This window comes from Streptomyces sp. NPDC052064 (genome assembly GCF_055585925.1).
The window spans coordinates 530,179-552,610 of sequence record NZ_JBVJJE010000005.1 but is presented as its reverse complement, the minus strand read 5'-3'; the positions used below and the strand labels follow the sequence as shown (position 1 = coordinate 552,610).

26 protein-coding genes and 2 pseudogenes are annotated in these 22,432 nt (G+C 70.6%); 12 read left to right on the top strand and 16 right to left on the bottom strand.

Annotated elements, in window-relative coordinates; translation table 11 throughout:
* Positions 1-173 precede the first annotated feature (173 nt).
* Entirely contained in the window at positions 174-890 is a 717-nt protein-coding gene (locus ACZ6TU_RS16940) for a hypothetical protein (protein WP_469549093.1), read from the bottom strand.
* Positions 891-1,114: 224 nt separating this feature from the next.
* Complete coding sequence (locus tag ACZ6TU_RS16935) at positions 1,115-1,909, bottom strand: RNA polymerase sigma factor SigF (protein ID WP_467681682.1); 795 nt, start codon at positions 1,907-1,909, stop codon at positions 1,115-1,117.
* Positions 1,910-2,151: 242 nt separating this feature from the next.
* Between ACZ6TU_RS16935 and ACZ6TU_RS16930 the strand changes: the two genes are divergently transcribed.
* The 3 genes and pseudogenes from ACZ6TU_RS16930 to ACZ6TU_RS16920 all read left to right on the top strand — a co-directional run bounded on the left by ACZ6TU_RS16930 (position 2,152) and on the right by ACZ6TU_RS16920 (position 5,310).
* Positions 2,152-3,945, top strand: coding sequence for a thiamine pyrophosphate-requiring protein (locus ACZ6TU_RS16930; protein WP_469549091.1), 1,794 nt, complete (start codon positions 2,152-2,154; stop codon positions 3,943-3,945).
* A gap of 198 nt (positions 3,946-4,143) precedes the next feature.
* A pseudogene (locus tag ACZ6TU_RS16925) lies at positions 4,144-4,245 on the top strand (DDE-type integrase/transposase/recombinase); the annotation flags it as partial.
* 23 nt (positions 4,246-4,268) lie between these two features.
* Positions 4,269-5,310, top strand: a pseudogene (locus ACZ6TU_RS16920) (IS630 family transposase).
* A gap of 298 nt (positions 5,311-5,608) precedes the next feature.
* Here the strand turns inward: ACZ6TU_RS16920 and ACZ6TU_RS16915 are convergent.
* Positions 5,609-5,782, bottom strand: a complete 174-nt coding sequence (locus tag ACZ6TU_RS16915; RefSeq protein WP_467670262.1) for a hypothetical protein — start codon at positions 5,780-5,782, stop codon at positions 5,609-5,611.
* 159 nt (positions 5,783-5,941) lie between these two features.
* Between ACZ6TU_RS16915 and ACZ6TU_RS16910 the strand changes: the two genes are divergently transcribed.
* The 5 genes from ACZ6TU_RS16910 to ACZ6TU_RS16890 all read left to right on the top strand — a co-directional run bounded on the left by ACZ6TU_RS16910 (position 5,942) and on the right by ACZ6TU_RS16890 (position 10,246).
* Positions 5,942-6,343, top strand: a complete 402-nt coding sequence (locus ACZ6TU_RS16910) for a DUF2795 domain-containing protein (RefSeq protein ID WP_467670260.1) — start codon at positions 5,942-5,944, stop codon at positions 6,341-6,343.
* A gap of 81 nt (positions 6,344-6,424) precedes the next feature.
* A complete protein-coding gene (locus ACZ6TU_RS16905; protein WP_469549086.1) occupies positions 6,425-6,856 on the top strand; it encodes a CBS domain-containing protein in 432 nt (143 codons plus the stop codon).
* Positions 6,853-7,596 (top strand): diguanylate cyclase, encoded by a 744-nt coding sequence (locus tag ACZ6TU_RS16900; RefSeq protein WP_469549084.1) that lies wholly within the window; start codon positions 6,853-6,855, stop codon positions 7,594-7,596. The genes ACZ6TU_RS16905 and ACZ6TU_RS16900 overlap by 4 nt, the downstream gene beginning before the upstream one ends.
* Before the next feature lie 5 nt (positions 7,597-7,601).
* A complete protein-coding gene (locus tag ACZ6TU_RS16895) occupies positions 7,602-8,144 on the top strand; it encodes a type 1 glutamine amidotransferase domain-containing protein (protein ID WP_469549081.1) in 543 nt (180 codons plus the stop codon).
* Entirely contained in the window at positions 8,144-10,246 is a 2,103-nt protein-coding gene (locus tag ACZ6TU_RS16890) for a catalase (protein ID WP_469549077.1), read from the top strand. Before ACZ6TU_RS16895 ends, ACZ6TU_RS16890 begins: the two co-directional genes overlap by 1 nt.
* Before the next feature lie 209 nt (positions 10,247-10,455).
* Here ACZ6TU_RS16890 and ACZ6TU_RS16885 read toward each other — a convergent pair whose 3' ends face one another.
* Positions 10,456-10,743 (bottom strand): DUF6158 family protein, encoded by a 288-nt coding sequence (locus ACZ6TU_RS16885; protein WP_010038687.1) that lies wholly within the window; start codon positions 10,741-10,743, stop codon positions 10,456-10,458.
* Positions 10,744-10,807: 64 nt separating this feature from the next.
* Between ACZ6TU_RS16885 and ACZ6TU_RS16880 the strand changes: the two genes are divergently transcribed.
* Positions 10,808-11,926 (top strand): baeRF2 domain-containing protein, encoded by a 1,119-nt coding sequence (locus ACZ6TU_RS16880; protein ID WP_467670252.1) that lies wholly within the window; start codon positions 10,808-10,810, stop codon positions 11,924-11,926.
* Between the two features lie 16 nt (positions 11,927-11,942).
* Here the strand turns inward: ACZ6TU_RS16880 and ACZ6TU_RS16875 are convergent, their stop codons facing one another.
* Entirely contained in the window at positions 11,943-13,562 is a 1,620-nt protein-coding gene (locus tag ACZ6TU_RS16875) for an ABC-F family ATP-binding cassette domain-containing protein (RefSeq protein ID WP_467670250.1), read from the bottom strand.
* Positions 13,563-13,870: 308 nt separating this feature from the next.
* Complete coding sequence (locus ACZ6TU_RS16870) at positions 13,871-14,413, bottom strand: MOSC domain-containing protein (protein ID WP_467670248.1); 543 nt, start codon at positions 14,411-14,413, stop codon at positions 13,871-13,873.
* A gap of 92 nt (positions 14,414-14,505) precedes the next feature.
* Between ACZ6TU_RS16870 and ACZ6TU_RS16865 the strand changes: the two genes are divergently transcribed.
* The 3 genes from ACZ6TU_RS16865 (at position 14,506) to ACZ6TU_RS16855 (ending at position 17,030) form a co-directional block, all read left to right on the top strand.
* The gene (locus ACZ6TU_RS16865) at positions 14,506-15,897 is read left to right on the top strand and encodes a diacylglycerol/lipid kinase family protein (protein WP_467670246.1); all 1,392 of its coding nucleotides are present in this window, start codon (positions 14,506-14,508) and stop codon (positions 15,895-15,897) included.
* A gap of 98 nt (positions 15,898-15,995) precedes the next feature.
* On the top strand, positions 15,996-16,817 hold the full coding sequence (locus tag ACZ6TU_RS16860; protein ID WP_467670244.1) for a class I SAM-dependent methyltransferase: 822 nt from the start codon (positions 15,996-15,998) through the stop codon (positions 16,815-16,817).
* A 42-nt stretch (positions 16,818-16,859) separates the two neighbouring features.
* Positions 16,860-17,030 carry a hypothetical protein gene (locus ACZ6TU_RS16855; protein WP_059420075.1) on the top strand — a complete coding sequence of 57 codons (171 nt, stop codon included), beginning with the start codon at positions 16,860-16,862 and terminating at the stop codon, positions 17,028-17,030.
* A 1-nt stretch (position 17,031) separates the two neighbouring features.
* Here ACZ6TU_RS16855 and ACZ6TU_RS16850 read toward each other — a convergent pair whose 3' ends face one another.
* The 10 genes from ACZ6TU_RS16850 to ACZ6TU_RS16805 all read right to left on the bottom strand — a co-directional run bounded on the left by ACZ6TU_RS16850 (position 17,032) and on the right by ACZ6TU_RS16805 (position 22,363).
* Entirely contained in the window at positions 17,032-17,352 is a 321-nt protein-coding gene (locus tag ACZ6TU_RS16850) for a gas vesicle protein K (protein ID WP_086560742.1), read from the bottom strand.
* Positions 17,349-17,537 (bottom strand): gas vesicle protein, encoded by a 189-nt coding sequence (locus ACZ6TU_RS16845; protein ID WP_029181094.1) that lies wholly within the window; start codon positions 17,535-17,537, stop codon positions 17,349-17,351. The genes ACZ6TU_RS16850 and ACZ6TU_RS16845 overlap by 4 nt, the downstream gene beginning before the upstream one ends.
* A 16-nt stretch (positions 17,538-17,553) precedes the next feature.
* Positions 17,554-18,309, bottom strand: a complete 756-nt coding sequence (locus ACZ6TU_RS16840; RefSeq protein WP_467670242.1) for a GvpL/GvpF family gas vesicle protein — start codon at positions 18,307-18,309, stop codon at positions 17,554-17,556.
* Positions 18,306-18,653, bottom strand: a complete 348-nt coding sequence (locus ACZ6TU_RS16835; RefSeq protein ID WP_307178507.1) for a gas vesicle protein — start codon at positions 18,651-18,653, stop codon at positions 18,306-18,308. The genes ACZ6TU_RS16840 and ACZ6TU_RS16835 overlap by 4 nt, the downstream gene beginning before the upstream one ends.
* Entirely contained in the window at positions 18,650-19,768 is a 1,119-nt protein-coding gene (locus tag ACZ6TU_RS16830) for an SRPBCC family protein (protein ID WP_469549069.1), read from the bottom strand. The genes ACZ6TU_RS16835 and ACZ6TU_RS16830 overlap by 4 nt, the downstream gene beginning before the upstream one ends.
* Entirely contained in the window at positions 19,765-20,460 is a 696-nt protein-coding gene (locus ACZ6TU_RS16825) for a DNA primase (protein ID WP_469549066.1), read from the bottom strand. The genes ACZ6TU_RS16830 and ACZ6TU_RS16825 overlap by 4 nt, the downstream gene beginning before the upstream one ends.
* Complete coding sequence (locus ACZ6TU_RS16820; protein WP_467670236.1) at positions 20,457-20,720, bottom strand: gas vesicle protein GvpG; 264 nt, start codon at positions 20,718-20,720, stop codon at positions 20,457-20,459. The genes ACZ6TU_RS16825 and ACZ6TU_RS16820 overlap by 4 nt, the downstream gene beginning before the upstream one ends.
* 4 nt (positions 20,721-20,724) lie before the next feature.
* Positions 20,725-21,498: a GvpL/GvpF family gas vesicle protein gene (locus ACZ6TU_RS16815; RefSeq protein WP_467670234.1), complete on the bottom strand. Its 774-nt coding sequence runs from the start codon at positions 21,496-21,498 to the stop codon at positions 20,725-20,727.
* Positions 21,495-21,929 (bottom strand): gas vesicle structural protein GvpA, encoded by a 435-nt coding sequence (locus ACZ6TU_RS16810; protein ID WP_010038714.1) that lies wholly within the window; start codon positions 21,927-21,929, stop codon positions 21,495-21,497. Before ACZ6TU_RS16810 ends, ACZ6TU_RS16815 begins: the two co-directional genes overlap by 4 nt.
* A 65-nt stretch (positions 21,930-21,994) precedes the next feature.
* Positions 21,995-22,363 carry a gas vesicle protein GvpO gene (locus ACZ6TU_RS16805; RefSeq protein WP_467670328.1) on the bottom strand — a complete coding sequence of 123 codons (369 nt, stop codon included), beginning with the start codon at positions 22,361-22,363 and terminating at the stop codon, positions 21,995-21,997.
* Positions 22,364-22,432: the final 69 nt, after the last annotated feature.

Below are 22,432 nucleotides of genomic sequence, written 5' to 3'. Positions count from 1 at the left end.
GTGCCTCCGCAGTGCCTGGTGCCGTGTCCTGTCGCCCTCGCCCGTGCCCTCGGCCACTGAGTACCCGCGGTGCCGACGCCCCATGGGTGCCCGGCCGGGTCGTGACGGTCACAGCATGAGCGGGCCGGGCCGGGGAAGCGGGGGGCTTCCGGGGCGGTGGTGCGCGCCGGGCGTCAGCGGTACGGGTCGCTCTCCCGGTTGCGCAAGCGGTGCACGGCGGCGCCGAACGCGCCCGCGATCAGCACCCCGCCCGCGACCAGGGCGGGCACGGAGTCGGTGAAGGCGCCGCCGTCACCGGCGCGCACCCCGCGCTGGACGACCGCTCCCGCGCACTCGGTGTGGTGGTGCCGCGGTTCGTCGGGGCAGGGCTCGGGGGCGGGCCGGTGAGAGGGCTCATGAGTCGGCTCGTGGGTCGGTTCGTGAGTCGGCTGGTGGGTCGGCTGGTGGGTCGGCTCGTGTTTGCCCCCGCCGTCGGCCACCGTGAACGTCGCGCTCCACTCCTTGCCCTCCCCGCCGGGAGCGGCCGGGCAGGTGCCGTCGACGGTCCACGCCGAGTCCTCGCCGAGGGCGTCGGGATCACCCTCGAAGTTCTCCGCGGGAGTGATGCGGGCCGTCCCCCGGTAGGCGGGGCCGGACACCTTGTCGTCGTTGCCGGTCACCTTGCGCAACGGGACCGTGCCCTCGTCGAAGGCCTGCGAGGTCGCGTCGATGCTGTCGGGCGGCGACCCCCCGGTCGGATCACAGCTGACCGAGATCGTGAGCGTCCCCCCGGGCTCCACGGTGGCCGGACTGACCTCGGCGGCGGGTTCGGCGGACACGACCGGCGCGAGGCCCACCAGGGCGGAGCCTGCCAGGAGGGCGACGGAGAGTGCGTGGCGGGTGCGGCGCATGGAGCGAGCTCCTTCGGGCGACGGCAGAAAAGCCCCTCTGCCATCACAGCCAGCCCGCTACAAGGCCGCGCGCGGCCAGGCCCCATTGGCGGGACGGTGCCACTCAACCGGGTGAACCGCGACTCCCTGGGGGCGCGGGACTGTATCGATGTGCGGCTCCGCCGCGTGGGCGCGACAAGCCGCACACGGCCCGCACTCGCACCTCGCCGACAACCCCCACGGCGCTACGCGACATCCCGCATGACCTGCTCCCGAACCCGACCACAGCACCGGCTGATCAGCCGGGACACATGCATCTGCGAAATTCCCAGCTCCTCGGCGATCCGGCTCTGCGTCATGTCCCCGAAGAACCGCATGTACAGAATCGCCCGCTCCCGCTCCGGCAGGGCCGCCAGCCGCGACTTCACCGCCTCGCGGTCCACGACCGTGTCCAGCGCCGGATCCGGCGAGCCGAGCGCGTCGCTCAGGGAGTACCCGTCCTCGCTGCCGGGCAGCTCCGCGTCCAGGGACAGGGCGGTGAAGCTCTCCAGAGCCTCCAGGCCGACCTTGACGTCCTCCTCGCTGATCTTCGCGTGCTCGGCGATCTCCGCCACGGTGGGCCGCCGGCCGGAGATGGTCTGGGACAGGTCCTGGGAGGCGAACCGGACGCGATTGCGCAGGTCCTGGACCCGGCGAGGTACGTGCAGGGTCCACATATGGTCGCGGAAGTGCCGCTTGATCTCGCCGGTGATGGTGGGCACGGCGTAGCTCTCGAAGGCGTTGCCGAGCTCGGGGTCGTACCGGTCGACGGCCTTGACCAGGCCGAGGGCCGCGACCTGACGCAGGTCCTCGAAGCTCTCGCCGCGGCTGCGGAAGCGTCCGGCGAGGCGGTCGGCCATGGGCAGCCAGGCCTCGACGATCTCGTCGCGGAGCGCGTCGCGCTCGGGGCCGGCGGGCAGTGTGGCGAGCCTGCGGAAGGCGTCGGCGGTGTCGGGGGCGTCGTCGTGGGGGTGCTGCTTCGCGCTGGTGTGGATCGGCATGATTCGTCGCAATTCCCTTGAAGGTGCTCTGGGTTGGACGGTCACCGTGGGAGCGCAACGACTGTGCGGACCAGGAGCGCCGGTGGCGGCGCGATTCGCCGCTCCCACGGACGTGCCTCCTGTCCGAAGCACTGAGGTGCGCCTGCCCCTGGCCCCTGCCCGCAAACCCGGAGAGGTTTTCCGCCATCGCGCAGGGTGACTCGTCCTGCTGGCTCTGTCCCCATACGTCCGGGAGGTCGTACATGAGCACCAAGGTCTCCGACCACGTCCTTGAGCGGTTGCGCGAGTGGGGGGTCGAGCAGGTCTTCGGCTATCCGGGCGACGGCATCAACGGCCTGCTCGCCGCGTGGGGCCGGGCCGAGAACCAGCCCCGTTTCGTGCAGTCGCGGCACGAGGAGATGTCGGCGTTCCAGGCGGTCGGATACGCCAAGTTCAGCGGCCGTCTCGGGGTGTGCACCGCCACGTCCGGGCCGGGCGCGATCCATCTCCTGAACGGCCTGTACGACGCGAAGCTGGACCACGTTCCGGTGCTGGCGATCGTCGGCCAGACGCACCGCACCGCGATGGGCGGCTCCTACCAGCAGGAAGTGGATCTGCACACGCTGTACAAGGACGTCGCCTCCGAGTTCGTGGAGACGGTGACGGTGCCGGAGCAGCTGCCCAACGTGCTGGACCGGGCGATCCGCACCGCGTACGCGCGTCGCTGCCCCACCGCGATCATCATCCCCGGTGACGTGCAGGAACTCGACTACTCGCCGCCCACGCACGAGTTCAAGATGGTGCCCTCCAGCCTGGACCGCAGTTCGTGGACGGCGGTCCCCTCCGACGACTCGGTGCGGCGGGCCGCCGAGATCCTCAACTCCGGCGACAAGGTGGCCGTCCTGGTCGGCCAGGGCGCGGCCGGCGCGCGGGCCGAGGTGGAGCGGATCGCCGAGCTGCTCGGCGCCGGCGTCGCCAAGGCGCTGCTCGGCAAGGACGTCCTCAGCGACGAACTCCCGTACGTCACCGGCTCGATCGGCCTGCTGGGCACGCGTCCGTCGTACGAGCTGATGCGGGACTGCGACACGCTACTGACCATCGGGTCGTCGTTCCCGTACACCCAGTTCATGCCGGAGTTCGGCAAGGCGCGGGGTGTGCAGATCGACATCGATCCGCACATGGTCGGGATGCGCTACCCGTACGAGGTGAACCTGGTCGGCGACGCGAAGGCCACACTGGAGCGGCTGATCCCGCTGATCGAGGAGGGGCGCGGGCGCGAGTGGTACGACACGGTGTGCGCCAACGTGACGCGCTGGCGTGACGTCATGGAGCGCCGCGCGGGACTCGACGCCGACCCGATCAATCCGGAGTACGTGGCCCGCGCCCTGGACCCGCTGCTGCCGGACAACGCGATCGTCGCCTCCGACTCGGGTTCGACGGCGAACTGGTATGCGCGGCACCTGACCATGCGGCCGGGCATGCGGGGCTCGCTCTCCGGCACGCTGGCGACGATGGGCTGCGGGGTGCCGTACGTGATCGGCGCGAAGTTCGCGCACCCTGACCGGCCCGCGATCACGCTGGTGGGCGACGGGGCGATGCAGATGAACGGGATGGCGGAGCTGATCACGGCGGCGAAGTACCGCCACCAGTGGGAGGACCCGCGGCTGGTGATCGCCGTGTGGAACAACCAGGATCTGAATCAGGTCACGTGGGAGATGCGGGCCATGGAGGGCGCGCCGCAGTTCCTGCCCTCACAGCAGCTCCCGGACGTGCAGTACGCCGCGTTCGCGCGTTCCCTGGGGCTGACCGGCATCCGGGTGGAGAAGCCGGAGGACGTCGAGGCGGGCTGGCGCGCCGCGCTGGAGGCGGACGGTCCCGCGGTGGTCGAGTTCCTGACCGATCCGGCCGTCCCACCGATCCCGCCGCACGCCACCTGGGAGCAGATGGAGGCAACCGCCGCGTCGATCCTGAAGGGCGACTCGGACCGGGGATCGGTGGTCAAGCAGGGCTTCAAGGCGAAGATGCAGGAGTTCCTGCCGGGGCGCGAGAAGAAGTAGCGGTCGCTGTTGAACGGCGCTGAATAGTTCAGTAGCGCACGAAACAGTTCAGTGGCCAGTTCAGTAGCGCACTGAACTGTTCGGTGCCCTACCTGTCGGTGTGACCGTTTCTGCCGCCCTTGATCTGCCCCGGCGCCTCCCTGTGGCGCCTGTGCCGCTCCCGGATGAGCCCCTGCCAACTGCGTCGCCGGCGCTGCGAACCGCTGCTGGGTCGCGGACTTCACTCACCTCAAGACCTGGTCCGACACCGTCTACGTCGCGTTCGTAGTGGACACCTTCTCCCGCCGGATCATCGGCTGGTGACCTGAGTCGGAGATTCGTCGTTGGTTCGGTATGAGTCCTCCGGGTCCGAAGATCCGCCGTTGTCAGTGACCGATGCCCAGCGGGCCGTGCTGGAGGGCTGGGTGCGTCGCCGCACGACGGCTCAGGCGCTGGCCCAGCGGTCGCGGATCGTGCTGGAGTGCGCGGACGGGCACTCGATCATGGAGGTGTCACGTCGGCTGCGGGTCACTCCGGACACGGTCCGCACCTGGCGGCGGCGTTTCCTCGAACGGGGCCTGGACGGCCTGTCCGACGAGCCGCGGCCCGGCGTCCCGCGGAAGATCACCGACGCGGACGTCGAGCGGGTCATCGTCAAGACGCTCGAGGAGAAGCCCAAGAACGCGACCCACTGGTCGACCAGGTCGATGGCGGCGGCCACGGGCATGTCGCAGTCGGCGATCTCGCGGATCTGGCGGGCGTTCGCCCTGGCACCGCACCGGTCGCAGACGTTCAAGCTGTCCACGGACCCGCTGTTCATCGACAAGGTCCGCGATGTCGTGGGCCTCTACCTCGACCCTCCGGAGAAGGCTCTGGTCCTCTGCGTGGACGAGAAGTCCCAGATCCAGGCTCTCGACCGATCCCAGCCCGTGCTGCCGATGGTTCCCGGCGTCCCCGAACGCCGCAGCCACGACTACGTCCGCGCCGGCACCACCACCCTGTTCGCCGCCCTGGAAGTCGCCACCGGCAAGGTGATCGGCTCCCTGCACCGGCGCCACCGGGCCGTCGAGTTCAAGAAGTTTCTGACCAAGCTCGACAAGGAAGTCCCCCGCTGACCTCGATGTTCGTCCTGGCTGAACCTCGTGGAACGGTGGTTCGCCGAGCTCACGCAGAAGAAGCTCAAGCGAGGCGTCCACCGCTCCGTCCAAGCCCTGGAACGAGACATCCGCACTTGGCTCACCAACTGGAACGAACACCCCAGGCCGTTCATCTGGACCAAGAACCGCCGACGAGATCCTCGACAAAGTAGCCGCCTACTGCCGACGAATCTCTGACTCAGGTCACCAGGAACCACGACTCACATTGACTCCGCTAACCCGCTGCTGATCGCAGGTGCGATCCATCTACGGGCTCCAGCTCGTCACTGGAGGCGACTACCGCGCCAAAGCTGAAAGGTTCGCCGAACTCGCGCAGCAAAGGATCAGAGACCTCCCACGCTCGTGGGCTGTCGATCCGCCGGACGTGTCACTGGCGCAAAGCGAAATGATGCCTCCCACTCTCTTCAGAGCCCTCGTTGGCCGAGGCCTGTTACGCGACGGCCTGGCCTGGTACACGGCTGCGCACTGAACTGATCGTTGCGCAGATCAGCGGTCACGGATGCACGGAAAAGAGTTCAGTCCCCAGGTCACGCCCTCGGCGACTGAACTCTTTCCCATCGTCCGACAGCCGCCGCGGGGGGCACGCCGACCGGTTCGTGCCGGTCGGCGTCGTCCTGCGGCAGCAGCAGTTCCTCGTAACGGCCCAGCACCAGCACCACTCCGAGCATCAACAGCGGAATGAGCACAGCGAGCATCGCCATGGCGCGTCCTTCCCCAGAGATGAGTGGGGGGTGTGATCCGGGTCTCCCGCAGGCCGTGGCGCAAACCAGTGCGCACGGCACCGATCCGGGCTGCCGAACCCGTGTCGGCCCCCGGTGTTCGGGTACGCGGTGCGGACCCCCGACCGTCTGGAGGGAGACATGCAGCGAGGCAGCGACCGGCTGAGCGTCCACCGCGACGACGAGATGAAGCACGAACTCCAGGGGCTGCTCAGGTCCGGGCACCCCACCCGCAGTGAGGAGTGGCACGACCCGGAGCCGGCCGCCGAGGACGACCCCGAGGTCGCGTACGGGCCGGTGACGCCGAGCCGTGCGCCGACGTCCCTGGAATCGGTGCGCCTGGAGCTGGCCCGGATCCTGGGCCGCCGGGTGTTCCCCGCGAGCGCGCGCGACCTGGCCCGCGAGCTGCGCGGCCACCAGGCGCCCGACGCCCTCGTCGAGGCCCTGGAGCGGCTGCCGCGCCAGGAGCGCTACGGCAATGTCCAGGAGCTGGCCCAGGCCCTGGTCAGGGCCCGGGAGACCGGACCGGAGGAGTACGCGTAGGGACCGCACCGGGGGCGCTGCGGGCGGGTCGGCCCGCCCGCGGTGCCCCCCGCCGGACGGGGAACAGGAGGGCCTTCGACGATGGCCGAGTTGGTGAAGGACGTGATGACCCCGGGTGTGGTCGCCGTACGCCCGGACGCCTCGCTCGTCGAGGCGGCGCAGTTGATGCGCACCCAGAACATCGGCGACGTGGTGGTGGCCGACGGGCAGGACGTGATCGGCGTGCTCACCGACCGTGACATCGCGGTGCGGGCGGTGGCCGACGGTGCCGACCCGATGACGGTGAGCGCGCATTCGGTGTGCACGCCGGATCCGGTGACGGTGACGCCGGACGACCGGGTGACGACCGCGGTCACGCTGATGCGCGAGCACGCGGTGCGCCGGCTGCCGGTGGTGGAGAACGGGCTGCCGGTGGGGATGGTGAGCCTCGGCGACCTGGCCGAGGCCGAGGACCCCGCCTCGGCGCTCGCCGACATCAGCCGCGCCGAACCGGACGCCCGAGGTGGTGCGTGAGCACCGACCAGGCGAAGGAGATCAGTGCCAGTGGCGATGGGGGTCCCCCCGCGCGAGCGAAGCCGAGCGTGGGGGACGTGGACGTCGGTGACGCCACGACCCGCTACCTGCTGTACGGGCTGCTGCCCAGCTGGTTCGTGCCCGGGGTGGCCGACTGGGTGATGCACCGGCGGACCCGGATCGAGGAGACCGCGGGCACCAAGGAGTCGTTGATCCTCCCCCACTGCCTTAAGGGCGTGGGAGGTGCCCCCACGCTGATGATGGCCGAGGTCGGCATCCCGATCGCGCTGACGCCGCGCTACGAGGTCAACCCGCTGCTGCTGAGCGTGCAGCTGGGCGGGGCCGCGGCGCACGAGGCGACGGCGCTGTGGGACGTCCGTACGGCCGTCGAGAGCGAGCGGAAGGTCAAGCCCATCGAGCAGCACATCCACAGCTTTCTGGAATCGCTGCCGTTCGGGGCGCTGGCCTCCCTGATGTGCCTGCACGCCGACCAGGTGAAGTCGCTGTTGCGCGGCGGCCGCGGGGATCCCGACGCGTGGCGGCTGGTACCGCGCCGGCGGCCGCTGTCGCGCGGCTATCTGGCGGGCATCGCCGCGGCGATCGGCACCTGCGTGCTGCTGCCGTACGGCGAGGAGTTGCTGCGGTGCGTGCGCACGGGCCGCAGGAACCGCAAGAACGAGAAGAACGCGAGGAGCGACGCGGCGCACCGGACTGCCGCGCGCTCCGGGAAAGGACGTTGAGCATCATGCGCATCGCTTTTCTGGTGGCCCCCGAGGGCGTCGAGCAGGTCGAGCTGACCGATCCGTGGCAGGCCGCGAAGGACGCCGGGCACGAACCCGTGCTGGTGTCCACGAAGCAGGGCGAGATCCAGGCGTTCAACCACCTCGACAAGGCGGACACCTTCCCCGTGGACGAGGTCGTGGGCCAGACCTCGCCCGGCTCGTTCGGTGCGCTGGTGCTGCCGGGCGGCGTGGCCAACCCGGACTTCCTGCGGATGGACGACGAGGCCGTCGCGTTCGTCCGGGACTTCTTCGAGCAGGGCCGCCCCGTGGCCGCGATCTGCCACGCGCCGTGGACGCTGGTCGAGGCGGACGTCGTACGCGGCCGGTCGCTGACCTCCTGGCCGAGCCTCCGGACCGACATCCGCAACGCGGGCGGCACCTGGGTCGACGAGCAGGTGCAGGTCTGTGACCACGGCGCGAACAAGCTGGTCACCAGCCGTAAGCCGGACGACCTGAAGGCGTTCTGCGAGACCTTCCTCGACGTCTTCGCCAAGGAGGCCGCCTGATGGCCTCTCCCGCCGACCGCAAGCAGGAACAGCGCGAGGTGTTCAGGGCGGACGATCCGGCCGGCGGGCCGCTCACCACCGACCAGGGCGTCGAGGTCGACCACACCGACGACTCCCTGGCGGCGGGCGAGCGCGGCCCGACGCTGATGGAGGACTTCCACTTCCGGGAGAAGCTCACCCGCTTCGACCACGAGCGGATCCCGGAGCGGGTGGTGCACGCGCGGGGCGCGGGCGCGTACGGCTATTTCGAACCGTACGAGTCCTGCGCGGAGTTCACCCGTGCGGCGTTCCTCCAGGACCCGGCCGTGCGGACGCCCGTGTTCGTACGGTTCTCGACCGTGCAGGGCCCGAAGGGCTCGGCGGACACCGTGCGGGACGTACGCGGCTTCGCGACCAAGTTCTACACGTCGGAGGGCAACTACGACCTGGTCGGGAACAACTTCCCGGTCTTCTTCATCCAGGACGGCGTCAAGTTCCCGGACTTCGTGCACGCGGTGAAGCCCGAGCCGCACAACGACATCCCGACGGGCGCGTCCGCGCACGACACCCTGTGGGACTTCGTGTCGCTCCAGCCGGAGACGCTGCACGCGATCATGTGGCTGATGTCGGACCGGGCGATCCCGCGCAGCTACCGCATGATGCAGGGCTTCGGCGTGCACACCTTCCGGTTCGTCAACGCGGACGGCAAGGGCACGTTCGTGAAGTTCCACTGGAAGCCGCGGCTCGGCGTGCACTCGCTGGTGTGGGACGAGGCGCAGGAGTGCCAGGGCCGCGACCCGGACTTCAACCGGCGTGACCTGTGGGACGCCATCGAGGCGGGCGAGTACCCCGAGTGGGAGCTGGGCGTGCAACTCGTGCCGGAGGAGGACGAGTTCGCGTTCGACTTCGATCTGCTCGACCCGACGAAGATCATCCCGGAGGAGCAGGTGCCGGTGCGGCCGATCGGCCGGATGGTGCTGGACCGCAACCCGGAGAACTTCTTCGCGGAGACCGAGCAGGTCGCCTTCCACACGGCGAACGTCGTCCCCGGCATCGACTTCACCAACGACCCGCTGCTCCAGGCGCGGAACTTCTCCTACCTGGACACCCAGCTGATCCGGCTCGGCGGGCCCAACTTCTCGCAGCTGCCGGTGAACCGGCCGGTCGCGCCGGTGCGCAACAACCAGCGCGACGGCTACCACCAGAGCGCGATCCACTCCGGCACGAACTACTTCCCGAACTCGCTCGGCGGGGGCTGCCCGGCCCACGCGGGCGCCGGGGGAAGCGCCTACACGCATTACGCCGAACGGGTGGACGGCCACAAGATCCGGCGCCGCAGCCCCAGTTTCCAGGACCACTACAGCCAGCCGGCGATGTTCTGGAACAGCATGGCGGACTGGGAGAAGCAGCACATCGTCGAGGCGTTCCGGTTCGAGCTCGGCAAGGTGGGCGCGATGACCGTGCGGGTCCGTACCGTCGAGCACCTGGCCAAGGTCGACGGGGAGCTGGCGGTGCAGGTGGCGCGGGGGGTCGGGGTGCCGGAGCCGTCCGGTGCGGAGGCTTCGTCCAAGGCGGCCTCCCCCGCGGTCAGTCTGGAGTCGCAGCGCGGGGACGGTTCGATCCGGACCCGGCAGATCGCAGTGCTCGTCACCGACGGGGTGGACGCAGAGCAGATCACCTCCGTGCGGGAGCGGCTGGCCGCCGAGGGGGCGATCGTCGAGGCGCTGGCCGCGACGGACGGGACGATCACCGGGTCCGACGGTGAGACGTACGCGGTCGACCGTGCGCTGCCGACCGTGGCGTCCGTGCTGTACGACGCCGTGCTGCTGCCCGGCGGGCCCGTCGGCACCCCGCCGACGGTGGCCGACCCGGACGCTGTGCGGTTCGTGCGGGACGCCTTCCGGCACGGCAAACCGGTGGGCGCACTCGGCTCGGGCGTGGGCGTCCTGTCGGCGCTGGAGCCCGAGGGGCTGAGGCTGTCGACGGAGTTCCACCGCGTGGTCACGGACCAGGGCGTGGTGACGGACACGTCGCCGGGTCCGGCGAGCGAGGAGTTCCTGAACGCGTTCGTGGACGTGATCGCGACGCACCGGCATTGGGGGCGGGGGCCGGTGCGGCGCTGAGCCGGCGGGCCGGGCCGGGGGCCGGGCCGCGCTTGTGCGGTGCGGTCCGGTTCGCGTCATGCCGGTGCGGTCCGGCTCGAGTCATGCCGGTTGCGGTCCGGCTCGTGTATGCCGGGTGCGGTCCGGCTCGTGTATGCCGGGTGCGGTCCGGCTCGCGTCACGCCGGTGCAGTCCGGCTCGCTTTGTTCCGGTGCTGTCCTGTGAGGGGCTCAGGTGCCGGGGGTCGTGGGAGTCGTCGACTCCCCGCTCCCCCGCTCCCGGGCCCCTTCGCGTGTGCGGCCCGCGGCCACCGGGCGGCGCGGGTTGCGGCGCAGGAACTCGCCCTCGAGCTGCGCCATGCGTTCGTTGTGGGCCCGCAGCGCGTCGTTCGAGCCGTAGAGCAGCGTGTCGTGGCGCGTGCGGTGGATGGTCTCCAGCTCCTTCATGAGCTGCTGGTCGTCCAGCCGGTCAGGGTCCACTCCGGTCATGGTGTTGCCCCGCTCGTCGTGTTCGTTCATGCGGTCCGGGTACCCGCCCGGGGAGCAACTGAGCACTACCCCGAGCGGCATCCGGGAGGGAGCCATGGATCTCGCCTTTCTGCACCCACTCTACGAACACCCCGGGCCTTGGGCCTCGGTGTACGTCGACACCTCCCGGCACACGGAGGACACCCCGCACGAGCGTCAGCTCACGGCCCAGGCGATGGCCAGGCAGCTGGCCCACCAGGGCGCGGACGAGGCGACCTGCCGGGCCGTACAGAGCGCCATCGAGGACCTGCGGCACTCCTCCGAACCGCACGGCCGGGCCCTGTTCGCCCGCGCCGGCGAGGTGATCCTCGACCCGCCGCTGGCCCGTCCCCCGCAGGGCGGCGACTGGGCCGAATGGGCCCCGCTGCCGCGTGTCACGCCGCTGCTGGAGCTGGCCGGCGAGGACCCGGTGTGCGTGGTGGCGTACGTCGACCGCAAGGGCGCGAACTTCGAGCTGCGCAGCGGACTGGGCAGCGAGGGCGCCGGAAGCGTCACCGGGCGCCAGTGGCCGGTGCACCGGACGAGCTCCGTGGACTGGTCCGAGCGGCATTTCCAGCTGCGGGTGGAGAACACCTGGGAGCACAACGCCGCGGAGATCGCCGACGCGCTCGCCGTGTGCCAGGAGGAAACCCGTGCCGACCTGCTGATTCTCGTCGGTGACGACCGTGAGCGGCGGTCCGTGCACGAGCGGCTGCCCAAGCGGCTGCACGACCTCGTCGTCGAGGCACCGCACGGCAGCGGCAGCCGGCTGCTCGACGACGACGTGGAGCGGGCCCGGACCGACCACGTACGGCGGCGGGCCGCGGCGGAACTGGAGCGGTTCCTGGCCGCCCGGAACCCGGACGACGAGGGCCGGGCCGGTGCCGTGGAGGGCGTGCCCGCGCTGATCGAGGCGGCGCGTGAGCACCGCATCGACGAGCTGCTGATCAGGCTGGACGGGCCGGACGCGCACCGCGAGGTGTGGATCGGCGAGGACCCGGACCAGGTGGCGGTGCGGCGTACGGATCTGAAGATCCTCGGCGAGCAGCACTCCTGGCCGGCCCGGGCGGACGACGCGCTGATCCGGTCGGCCGTGGCGACGGACGCGCCCGCGCTGGCGGTCTCGGAGCAGAAGACGCAGGAGGCGCAGGAGGTGCCGGTGGGCGGACTCGGGGCGCTGCTCCGCTGGAAGTGAGCGGGGTGGCGGGCCCCTAGCGGGCCCGTTCCACCCTGCGTTCGTCCCAGACCGGGTCCGGGGTCTCCCGGACCCGGCCGTCGCTGCCGAAGACCAGGTAGCGGTCGAAGGAGCGGGCGAACCAGCGGTCGTGCGTGACCGCGAGGACCGTCCCCTCGAAGGCCTCCAGGCCCTCCTGGAGCGCCTCCGCGGACTCCAGGTCCAGGTTGTCGGTCGGCTCGTCCAGCAGCAGCGCCGTCACGCCCTGGAGCTCCAGCAGGAGGATCTGGAAGCGGGCCTGCTGACCGCCTGACAGACGGTCGAAGGTCTGCTCGGCCTGGTTCGTCAGCTCGTAGCGGCGCAGCCGGGACATCGCGGCGCCGCGATCCTGCGCGTGCTCCTTCCACAGGATGTCGAGCAGCGTGCGGCCCTCCAGCTCCGGGTGCGCGTGCGTCTGCGCGAAGTGGCCGGGTACGACCCGGGCTCCCAGCTTCCAGTTGCCCGTGTGCGTCACGTCGTCGCCGGCGAGCAGACGCAGGAAGTGGGACTTGCCGGAGCCGTTGGAGCCGAGGACGGCGACGCGTTCGCCGTAGAAGACCTCCAGGTCGAAGGGCTTCATCAGGCCGGTCAGCTCCAGGCGCTCGCAGGTGACGGCACGGACGCCGGTGCGGCCGCCCTTGAGCCGCATCCTGATGTCCTGCTCGCGCGGCGGCTCGGGCGGCGGCCCGGCCTCCTCGAACTTGCGCAGCCGGGTCTGGGCGGCCTGGTAGCGGGAGGCCAGCTCGTGGCTGATGGTCGCCGCCTGACGCAGGTTCAGCACCAGCTTCTTCAGCTGGGCATGTTTCTCGTCCCAGCGCCTGCGCAACTCCTCGAAGCGGGCGAAGCGTTCACGGCGGGCCTCGTGGTACGTGGCGAAGCCGCCGCCGTGTACCCAGGCGTCGGCGCCGGTGGGGCTCGGTTCCAGGGAGATGATGCGCTGGGCCGCGCGGGCGAGGAGTTCGCGGTCGTGGGAGACGAAGAGCACGGTCTTGCGGGTCTCGGCGAGCCGTTCCTCCAGCCAGCGTTTGCCGGGGACGTCGAGGTAGTTGTCGGGCTCGTCGAGGAGGAGCACCTCGTCGGTGCCGCGCAGGAGGGCCTCCAGAACGAGCCGCTTCTGCTCACCGCCGGAGAGGGTGCGGACCTGGCGCCACTGCGCCTTGTCGTACGGGATGCCGAGCGCGGCCGTGGTGCACATGTCCCACAGCGTCTCGGCCTCGTAGCCGCGGGCCTCGGCCCAGTCGGCGAGGGCCTGGGCGTACTTCAGCTGGGCGGCCTCGTCGTCGACGGTCATGAGGGCGTGCTCGGCGGTGTCCACTGCGTGGGCCGCCTCGCGGATGCGGGGTGTGGCGACGGACACGAGCAGGTCCCGTACGGTCGTCTCGTCGCGTACGGACCCGACGAACTGCCGCATCACGCCGAGCCCGCCGCCGACGGTGACGGATCCGCCGTGCGGCTTGAGCTCACCGGCGAGCATCCGGAGCAGGGTCGTCTTCCCGGCCCCGTTGGGCCCCACGAGGGCGACGACGGCCCCCTCCCCCACCCGGAACGACACATCGCCCAGCAGCGCCCTTCCGTCAGGCAGGTAGTACTCCAGATGCGCGGCTTCGAGGTGACCCATGGGCGCGATTCTGGGCGGCGACCGACGCGCTGGGCAAACCCATTTCCGATGGGGGCGCACCTGCGCCTGTGCGCGGGTGTGGGTCGGGGCCGTGCGCGGGTCGGCGGCGCGGTGGTCCCGCTCAGGTGCCTCAGCTGCGGGCGGTCGTGCCGCTGGGGCGATGGGGCCCCTGCTCGAGCGAAGTCGAGAGCTTGGGGGAGGGTGGGCGCTGGGGGCTGCTCGAAGAGCTTGGGGGAGGCACCTCGTCGCGCCGAGTTGCGCACCGACCCGGCCCCAGCGACAACGCCGAGCACCTGGAAGGCGTCGGCTCAGACCCGGTCCAGGGGCCGGTGCGGGCCCGTGGGGAGTTCCGCCTCGATCGGGTCGCCGGGACGCACCACGCCCCCTTCCCGCACCACGCTCATGATCCCGGCCTTGCGCACGACGTTTCCCGCCTCGTCACGGCCGACGACCCGCTTCAGCAGCCCGTCCTGGAAGTTGTCGATCTGGATGCAGGGATTGCGCAGGCCGGTCACCTCCAGGACCGCGGTGTCGCCGATGCGCAGCAACGTGCCGACCGGCAGACCGAGCAGATCGATGCCCTGCGTGGTGATGTTCTCGCCGAGTTCGCCGGGCGCCACCTTGAACCCCTCTTCACCGACCTCGGCGAAGAGCTCCTCGTGCATGAGGTGCACCTGCCGCAGATTCGGCTGGGTGGGATCCTGTGCGACGCGCGAACGGTGCTTGACCGTCACTCCGGCGTGCACGTCCCCCTCCACCCCGAGACCGGCGAGCAGCCTGATGCTGTCCCGGTTCGGCTTGGTGAACGAGTACGCCCCGTTGCTGCTGACCGCCGTCACTAGCCCGCTCATACCTCGGATCCCCCTCTTCGGTCACGATGATCACCCCCGAGCCTGCCCGTGGGCGGCCGGTGTGGCCACCCCCCTCCGGGTACCCGCATCCCATGACGCCCGCCGTCCCGGACCCCGTCCTCCCCCGCCGGAGCCGCAGCTCGAATCACGGCGCCCTGTGGTTCGCGGCCGCCGCCGCCCTGGCGGCCACCCGCACCCCTCGCGCCCGCCGCGCCGCGGCCCGCGGACTGGCCTCACTCGGCCTCGCCTCCCTCACCGTCAACGCCCTCGGCAAGCGCACGGTCCGTCGCCCCCGCCCGGCACCGGCCCCGGTCCCGCTGATCGGGCAGCTGAAGCGGCGGCGGATCACCACCTCGTTCCCCTCCGGCCACGCCGCGTCCGCCGCCGCGTTCGCGACCGGTGTCGCCCTGGAGTCCCCCGCCTGGGGCACGGTCGTCGCCCCGGTGGCCGCCTCCGTCGTCCTCTCCCGCGTCCGCAGCGGCGCGCATGTCCCGAGCGACGTCCTGGCGGGCGCCGCCCTGGGCGTCGGTGCCGCGTTCGCCGTACGGGGCATGGTGCCGACGCGCGGCCAGGTCGCCCCGCCGGCCCGCCCCCGCGCCGAGGTCCCGGCGCTGCCGGACGGCGAGGGACTCGTGCTGGTGGCGAACACCGCCGCGGGGAGCGCCGAGCGCGCCCGTGCCCTGCGGGACGCCCTCCCCCGGGCCGAGGTCGTCGAGTGCGAGCCGGGAGACGTGGCCGCCGAGTTGGAGAAAGCGGCCGCCCGCGCCCGGGTCCTCGGCGTGTGCGGCGGCGACGGCACCGTGAACACCGCGGCCCGCGTCGCGCTCCGCTTCCACCTGCCCCTCGCGGTGCTGCCGGGCGGGTCCCTCAACCACTTCGCCTTCGACCTGGGCATCGAGGACGTACGCGATCTGGCCCGCGCGCTGCGTGAGGGCGAGGCCGTGCGCGTGGACGTGGGCCGGTACTCCTGCGGCGGGAAGCACGGCGTCTTCCTCAACACGTGCAGTGTCGGCGTCTACCCGGAGCTGGTGCGCGAGCGGGAGCGCTGGTCGCACCGGATCGGCGGCTGGCCCGCCGGCGTGCTCGCGGCCCTGCGCGTGCTGCGGGCCGACCGGCACCCGCTGGAGGCCGAGTTCCAGGGCCGTACGCGCCCCCTGTGGCTGCTGTTCGCCGGGAACGGCACCTATCACCGCATGGGGCTGGCGTCCGGGCGCCGGAGGGACCTCGCGGACGGGCAGCTCGATGTGCGGGTCGTGCACGGCGGGCGCCGGCCGGCGGTCCGGCTGCTCGCCGCCGCCCTCGCGGGGCCGCTGACCCGCTCCCCCGCCCACGCCGCCGTCCAGGTGGGACGGCTGCGTCTGGATCACGTGGCGCCCGGCACGCTCCTCGCCTACGACGGTGAAGTCATCGAAGTGGAGGGCCGCGTCACCCTGGAGAAGCTGCCCGAGGCGCTGACCGTCTACCGGCCGATCCGCGCTGACTGACATACCGTCAGTCCATTTAGCGGGAATACGGTCTCAGAATGCGGCCGGACTGCATACGGTGATCCCCTGCCGACCCGAACGGAAGGGGTGGATCCGCCATGCCGGAACCACGGGAGACCGCTGTCTACACGCACGGGCACCACGAATCGGTGCTGCGTTCGCACACCTGGCGGACCGCCGCCAACTCGGCCGCGTATCTGGTGCCGTCGCTGCGCCCCCATATGAAGATCCTGGACGTCGGGTGCGGGCCGGGCACCATCACCGCCGACCTGGCCGGGCTCGTGCCCGACGGGCATGTCACCGGCGTCGACCGGGAGCCGGAGATCCTTCAGCGGGCGCACGCCACGGCTGCCGGGCGCGGGCTGGCCAACATCGACTTCGCGGTCGCCGACGTACACGCCCTGGACTACCCGGACGACACGTTCTGCGTGGTGCACGCCCACCAGGTGCTTCAGCACGTGGGGGATCCGGTGCGGGCGCTGCGCGAGATGAGGCGGGTGGTGAAGCCCGGGGGTCTCGTCGCCGTGCGGGACGCGGACTACGAGGCCATGACCTGGTTCCCGGCGTCCGAGGGTCTCGACGACTGGCTGGACCTCTACCGCAGGGTCGCCCGGGCCAACGGCGGTGAGCCGGATGCCGGGCGCCGGCTGAAGGCGTGGGCGCTGCGAGCCGGGTTCACGGACGTCACGGCGACCTCCGGCACCTGGACCTTCGCCACGCGTGAGGAGCGGGCCTGGTGGAGCGGGCTGTGGGCCGACCGGACGCTGGCGTCGGCATACGCGGACCGGGCCCGGCTGGGCGGGCACGCGAGCGAAGCGCAGTTGCGGGCCGTGGCCGACGCCTGGCGGCAGTGGGGAGAGCGGGAGGACGGATGGTTCAGCGTGCTGCACGGAGAAATTCTCTGCCGAAAGGACGCCTGAAACACCGATTCGGGGACACCCTAAAAGCAGGAGGTTAGAATTATGGTTCCCATCCTGCTGGTGCTGCTTCTGGCCTTGATTCTTTTCGGCGCCGGATTCGCAGTGAAGGTTCTATGGTGGATCGCGTTGGCGGTTCTCGTTCTGTGGCTGCTGGGATTCTTCGTCCGTGGTACGTCGGCGACCGGAGGCAGGGGCCGGTGGTACAGGTGGTGAATTAGCCCCCGTCGCGGGGAAGCAGCGGTCCGAGCGGCCCGAGGTCCAGGTTGAGGTCCTCGGGCCGCAGTCCGTAGCGGTCGCGCAGTTCCGCCATCCGCTCCTCCAGCAGCATCAGCGTGAGCCCGATCCGCTCCTCCTGCTCCTCGCTCAGGTCCCCCACGTCGAACCGGCGCAGCGCCTGGCGCTCCATGAGCTGGCGCAGCAGTTCCACCACCGTGAGCACGAGTTTGACCAGGTCACGCTCGACGGTGTCGGGTTCGAGGTCCAGCCGGTTGCGGCGCGGCCGCGGGTTCTGGGCGGGCTGGTCGGACGACGTCACAGCAACTCCTCGAACGGGGAGGGCACCTGGGCGTTCACCGAGCTGATGAGCGCGTTGAGGTCGATACGGACGAGGTCGACGTCTGCGATGCGCAGCGTGACGTCCCCCGTGATCACGACACCGCCGGCGAGCAGCCGGTCGAGCAGGTCCACGAGGGCGACCTCACGGCGTTCCACTACGGTCAAGGCTTCTCCCCGTCGGTCATGTGGCCTCCCCGGCGAACGAATAGGCCGCCCAGGGGCCGGTGAGTTCGACGCGCATTCCGGGCACCTCGCCCTTCGTGCGATCCACCATTTCCACGAATTCCTCGGAATGCGCGCGCGGCACGAGATAGGCGGCATTCAGTATGTTCCGCCCGGTCGCTTTGGAAAGCGCGGGGTTCTGCGGGGGATGCAGCCGGGAATCCTCCGCGAAAGCGGAAAGCTCCTCGTGCAGTCGGCTCGAGAAGCTTTCCGCCTTCTGCCACATCTCCTCGTGCGACTTGGTCTGCATACGCCGCTGGCGCAGGTAGTCGCGGCCCGACGCGGCCTTCTGCGCGGGCCGGGCGCTCTCCTGCGGTTCGGACTCGGCGTAGACCTTCACGCCCCACTCGACCCGGCCCTCCAGCCGCTCGAGGGTGCGCCGGAAGTCCTCTTCGCGGGCCTCCATCATCGTCCGTACACCGCTGTCGTCCCGGAAGACGGTGCCGAGCCGCAGCGGCAGCGGGGTCGTGACGGTGGTGAGCGCGTCGATGACGCCCTGGTGGGCGCGGGCGGTCTCGGTGAGCCAGTCGAGGTCCTCCAGATGGGCGCGGAGCGGTTCCTCCGCGAAGTCCCGCTCCGGTACGTGGCTGACCACGGCCATGAGGCCGTGGTGGGTCAGCGCTCTGGGCGGATCACCCGCCACCCCCGACAGCTGGGACTGGAGCGGCGTGCCGAAGGGGCGGCAGACGGCGTAGACGTACCGCAGTCCGGTCACGGTGCCTCCTTCTTCTGCGCACGGCCGGGCTCCAGTTCCTCCAGCCGGGCCAGCCTCTCGCGCAACTCGGCGTTCTCACGGGTCAGTTCATCACGGCGGGCCCGCGAGCTCAGTGCCGGGTCGGTCTCCCACCAGTCGATGCCCATCTCCTTCGCCTTGTCCACCGAGGCGACGATCAAACGCAGCTTGATGGTGAGGAGTTCGATGTCGAGCAGGTTGATGCGGATGTCGCCCGCGATGACGATGCCCTTGTCCAGCACCCGTTCCAGGATGTCGGCGAGGTTGGCGCCGCTCCCCTGGCCGTAGCCGTACGGTTCGGGCATCCTCCTGCTGGGCGTCGTCATCGCCGGCTCCCGCCTTCGGCGTACTCGTCTTCGTCCTCGGCGGCCTCGTCCTCGTCCTCCTCGTACTCCCCTTCAGCCTCTTCCTCGGGCTCTTCCTCGTCTTCGGCCTCCTCCTCGTCGTACTCGGCCTCGGCTTCGTCCTCGTTCTCGCCCTCAGGTTCCTCTTCGCCTTCCTCTTCCGGCTCCTCCTCGGCGTACTCGTCCTCGGGCTCCTCGCCCTCGGGGCGCTCCTCCTCGGACTCCTCCTCGGCGAGCGCGTCCTCGTGGCTGCGGACGACCTCGCCGTCGCGGATCTCGCCGCGCCAGCCGTCCTCCGCCTCGCCCTTGAGAGTGATGAAGCCGGCGAAGCTCTTCAGGTCGAGCCGGGCGCGGCGGCCCTGGGCACGCCAGATGTTGCCGGTCTTCTCGAAGAGGCCCGACGGGTAGTACTCGATGACCAGCATGACCCGCGTGAGGTCGTCGGCGAGCCGGTGGAAGGAGACGACGCCCTTCGTCGTGCCCTTGGAGCCCTCCGACGTCCACACGATGCGGTTGTCGGGCACCTGCTCGGTCGTCTTCGCCTTCCAGCTGCGGTTGGACCAGAAGACCTTCATCTGCCAGTCGGAGGTGGTGTCGTCTTCGCGGTCGGCGCTCTTGACGCCCTTCGCGAAGGTGCTGAAGTCCTGGTACTGCGTCCACTGGTCGTAGGCGGTGCGCACGGGCACGCCGACGTCGATGTGCTCGATGATGACGGTCGACTTGCTGCCCGAATTCTTGCCCTTGCCCTTGCCACCGCCCAGGTTCTTCAGGGCGCCGGCCACTTTGTCCTTGGCGCGCGAGGTGCCGGTCTCCAGGGCGGCCCGCACGGGTCCCTTGCCCTCGGCGAGCTTGCGCCCGCCTTCGAGGGCGAGCTGGGCGAAGCCGGGGCTCTTGCCCTCGGCGATGTCGTTGAGTCTGACGGTGGTCTCGCCGAGCTTGCGGCCCACACCCGTCAGCATGCGGGTGGCCTGGGCGGCGAGGTACTCCTGCAACTCGGCCTTCAGCCGGTCGGCGGCCTCGCTGTGTGCCACGTCGGTGAGCGGGTTCTTGGTCGCTCCGCTCGCGGCGGAGGTCGCTGATCCGAGGGTGTCGGTCATCCTTCACCGCCTCCCTTCGACCGCCGGGTCCGGGAGCTGCCGCCCCTGTTCCCTGCGGAGGTGGCCTTCTTCGCGGCCGTGGTCTTCTTCGCCGCCGCCTTCCGGCCCGCCGTCTTCTTGGCGGGGGCCTTGGTGGCGGGGGCCTTCTTCGCCGTCTTCTTCGCCGGTGCCTTCTTGGCCGGTGCCTTCTTGGCCGGAGCCTTCTTCGCCGCCTCCTTCGGGGCCGGCTCCGGCTCCTCGTCCTCCTCCGACCCGGAGTCCTCGGGCTCCTCGTCCGAAGGCACCTCGTCCTCGGGCTCCTCGTCCGAAGGCTCCTCGTCCTCGGGCTCCTCGTCCTCTGCGTCCTCGGCCTCGGCGTCGCCCGCTCCGGGCACCACGCCCGCCAGCTGGTCGCGCACCTGGGCCGTACGGCCGTGCAGCCGGTCGGCCAAGGCGTCGAGCTGCCGTTCGACCATGGCGCCGGAGGCCGCCTTGCCGACACCACGCAGGTCCTGTCGCAGCTGGTCGCCGATCTCCTTGAACTGCGGGTTGTTCCGCAGCTGCTGCTGGACCAGGTCCGCGACCATGCGCGGGCTCAGGTTCATCTTCTTCCCGGCCACCAGGCCGCCGACGGCCGCCGCCATCTTCAGTTTCTTGGTCCGTCCCAGGAGGTATCCGGCCCCCACGGCGAGACCCAGTCCCATTCGGTTCATTGCGTCGTCCCGTTGCCCGTTCCCGCGCTCCCGCGCGAAGCGATCTCCAACCGGTCGAGCAGTTCGTCCTCAAGACGGTCGAACTCCTCCTCCGTGACCTCTCCCGCCTCCAACTGCTCCTCCAAGCGCGCCAGTTCTGCCCGTATCGTGGAGGGGTCGTAGTAGATCCGCTCGGCCTCCTGGAGCACCTGTCTGACGGCCCAGGCGCTGCCGCGCACCGGTGCGAACGGCAGCAGCAGCACCTCCGAGATCAGGCCCACGTCGTCACCCCACTCCGGTGTCCGTGCCACTCGCCACGGTGCCCGCCGGCTCGGTCGGGCCGGGCTCGACGAAGCTGTACGGCGGCAGCGGTCCGTTGACCCGCACCTCCAGGTGCGGCAGGCCCTTGCGGGCCTCTTCCACGGCCGCCAGGAAGTTCTCGGCGGACTCCCGGTCCACCAGGAACGACACGTTGGCCAGCCAGCCGGTGGACTCGGGGCCCACGCTCACGGCCTCGGCGGACGGTTCCAGGACGCGCTGGAGTGCGGCGGCGTCCTCGGCCTCCCTGGCCTTGACCGCGGCCGCGACCATCTCGCCCAGCCGGATCTTGTCGTCGTAACCGCCACCACCGGCCTGCCGGTTGGCCTCCGCGAGACCGCGGATGTCCGGGTTCTCGGCCATCACCTGGTGCAGTACGGCCTCTTCGACATGGTTGGCCTTGACGTTGTACTCGACCCGGCCGTCCAGGGCCCGCAGGCGCTCCTTGTAGTGCTCGGCACGCTCGGCGAGGACCGCGGTGATCGAGTTGTCGTCCGGGGCGACACTGCCGAACCGCATGGGCAGCACACAGCCGGCCGCGCCCGCCTCGCTGAGCACGTTCTGGTGGGCGAGCAGGTCCTTGCGCTTGGGCCGCAGACCTTCGGGCGCCTCGCTGACGACGGCCGCCAGGTCGCCCTCGCGCAGAATGCGCACCGGGCGCGGCGGGTCGCCGACACCGCCCATGCCCTCGGGGAGCCCGGAATGCGAGCTCGCCGCGATGCCGTAGACGTAGGTGCTCACTCCTGCTCCTCCTTCCGGCGGGCGGACGTGCTCTTACGGGCTCGCGGACGGGACTCCGTCTCCTGCTCGGAGCCTTCGGAACGCGCCTGCTTGAAGGCGTCCGAGATGGTTTCGGCGGCGCCGGACAGCGCCCCCTTGGACTTGCCACGCGCGCCGGACTCGGTCATCTCCCCGACCAGGTCGGGCAGGCCCGGGTCCTTGCGCGGCCCGGCCTCCAGATCGAGCCGGTTGCACGCCTCGGCGAAGCGCAGATAGGTGTCGACGCTGGCGACGACGACGCGAACGTCGATCTTGAGGATCTCGATGCCGACCAGGGAGACTCGCACGAATGCGTCGATGACGAGCCCCCTGTCCAGAACGAGTTCGAGCACGTCGTAGAGACCGCTGCTGCCGCCTCCGCCGCCGGTCTGCTGTGCCGGTACGACTGTCATGCCGGATGTCCCTCCTTGTCTCTGGGGCGGATCCTGTTCAGTGGGTTCGGGTCCGGTCGGGCGTCCTAGTGACCGCCGCTCCTTCGCGGGTCGGACCGCCCCCGCTCATAGCGGCGGACGCGGCGATAACCCGTGAGCTGCCCGTTGCCGTCAAGCTCCACCTGATAGCTCGCCATCAGGCTCATCGTGTCGGGCACGCGCTCGAGCTCGAGGACCTCGACCTCCAGAGTCCAGCCGTGCTCGGTCTGCTCGAAGGACGACACGGACTCGGCGGTCATGCCGGTGAGTTCCTCGAGCTGGCCACGCGCCTGGCGCAGCACCTCCATGGGGTTCGGCCGCTCGTCGGCCGTGTTGTCAGTCGGTTTGCGCGAATTCTGAGAGTCCTGAGACTTCTGTGAACCCTGTGTCTCTTGCGTGTTTTTTGTGTTCGACATGGCCACCTCTCCCTCCGTGTGGCCGCAAGAGTGTTCGCCAAACCTCTATGGGCGCATGCATCTGCCACC

What these genes read in the sequence shown, in the direction of transcription:
- ACZ6TU_RS16875 (WP_467670250.1), bottom strand. Translation starts at nt 13,562, where the DNA reads ATGGGTCACCTCGAAGCCGCGCATCTGGAGTACTACCTGCCTGACGGA.
- ACZ6TU_RS16825 (WP_469549066.1), bottom strand. Translation starts at nt 20,460, where the DNA reads ATGAACCGAATGGGACTGGGTCTCGCCGTGGGGGCCGGATACCTCCTG.
- ACZ6TU_RS16890 (WP_469549077.1), top strand. Translation starts at nt 8,144, where the DNA reads ATGGCCTCTCCCGCCGACCGCAAGCAGGAACAGCGCGAGGTGTTCAGG.
- ACZ6TU_RS16910 (WP_467670260.1), top strand. Translation starts at nt 5,942, where the DNA reads ATGCAGCGAGGCAGCGACCGGCTGAGCGTCCACCGCGACGACGAGATG.
- ACZ6TU_RS16805 (WP_467670328.1), bottom strand. Translation starts at nt 22,363, where the DNA reads ATGTCGAACACAAAAAACACGCAAGAGACACAGGGTTCACAGAAGTCT.
- ACZ6TU_RS16855 (WP_059420075.1), top strand. Translation starts at nt 16,860, where the DNA reads ATGGTTCCCATCCTGCTGGTGCTGCTTCTGGCCTTGATTCTTTTCGGC.
- ACZ6TU_RS16905 (WP_469549086.1), top strand. Translation starts at nt 6,425, where the DNA reads ATGGCCGAGTTGGTGAAGGACGTGATGACCCCGGGTGTGGTCGCCGTA.
- ACZ6TU_RS16870 (WP_467670248.1), bottom strand. Translation starts at nt 14,413, where the DNA reads ATGAGCGGGCTAGTGACGGCGGTCAGCAGCAACGGGGCGTACTCGTTC.
- ACZ6TU_RS16930 (WP_469549091.1), top strand. Translation starts at nt 2,152, where the DNA reads ATGAGCACCAAGGTCTCCGACCACGTCCTTGAGCGGTTGCGCGAGTGG.
- ACZ6TU_RS16835 (WP_307178507.1), bottom strand. Translation starts at nt 18,653, where the DNA reads ATGACGACGCCCAGCAGGAGGATGCCCGAACCGTACGGCTACGGCCAG.
- ACZ6TU_RS16830 (WP_469549069.1), bottom strand. Translation starts at nt 19,768, where the DNA reads ATGACCGACACCCTCGGATCAGCGACCTCCGCCGCGAGCGGAGCGACC.
- ACZ6TU_RS16895 (WP_469549081.1), top strand. Translation starts at nt 7,602, where the DNA reads ATGCGCATCGCTTTTCTGGTGGCCCCCGAGGGCGTCGAGCAGGTCGAG.
- ACZ6TU_RS16865 (WP_467670246.1), top strand. Translation starts at nt 14,506, where the DNA reads ATGACGCCCGCCGTCCCGGACCCCGTCCTCCCCCGCCGGAGCCGCAGC.
- ACZ6TU_RS16935 (WP_467681682.1), bottom strand. Translation starts at nt 1,909, where the DNA reads ATGCCGATCCACACCAGCGCGAAGCAGCACCCCCACGACGACGCCCCC.
- ACZ6TU_RS16885 (WP_010038687.1), bottom strand. Translation starts at nt 10,743, where the DNA reads ATGAACGAACACGACGAGCGGGGCAACACCATGACCGGAGTGGACCCT.
- ACZ6TU_RS16860 (WP_467670244.1), top strand. Translation starts at nt 15,996, where the DNA reads ATGCCGGAACCACGGGAGACCGCTGTCTACACGCACGGGCACCACGAA.
- ACZ6TU_RS16915 (WP_467670262.1), bottom strand. Translation starts at nt 5,782, where the DNA reads ATGGCGATGCTCGCTGTGCTCATTCCGCTGTTGATGCTCGGAGTGGTG.
- ACZ6TU_RS16880 (WP_467670252.1), top strand. Translation starts at nt 10,808, where the DNA reads ATGGATCTCGCCTTTCTGCACCCACTCTACGAACACCCCGGGCCTTGG.
- ACZ6TU_RS16940 (WP_469549093.1), bottom strand. Translation starts at nt 890, where the DNA reads ATGCGCCGCACCCGCCACGCACTCTCCGTCGCCCTCCTGGCAGGCTCC.
- ACZ6TU_RS16810 (WP_010038714.1), bottom strand. Translation starts at nt 21,929, where the DNA reads ATGACAGTCGTACCGGCACAGCAGACCGGCGGCGGAGGCGGCAGCAGC.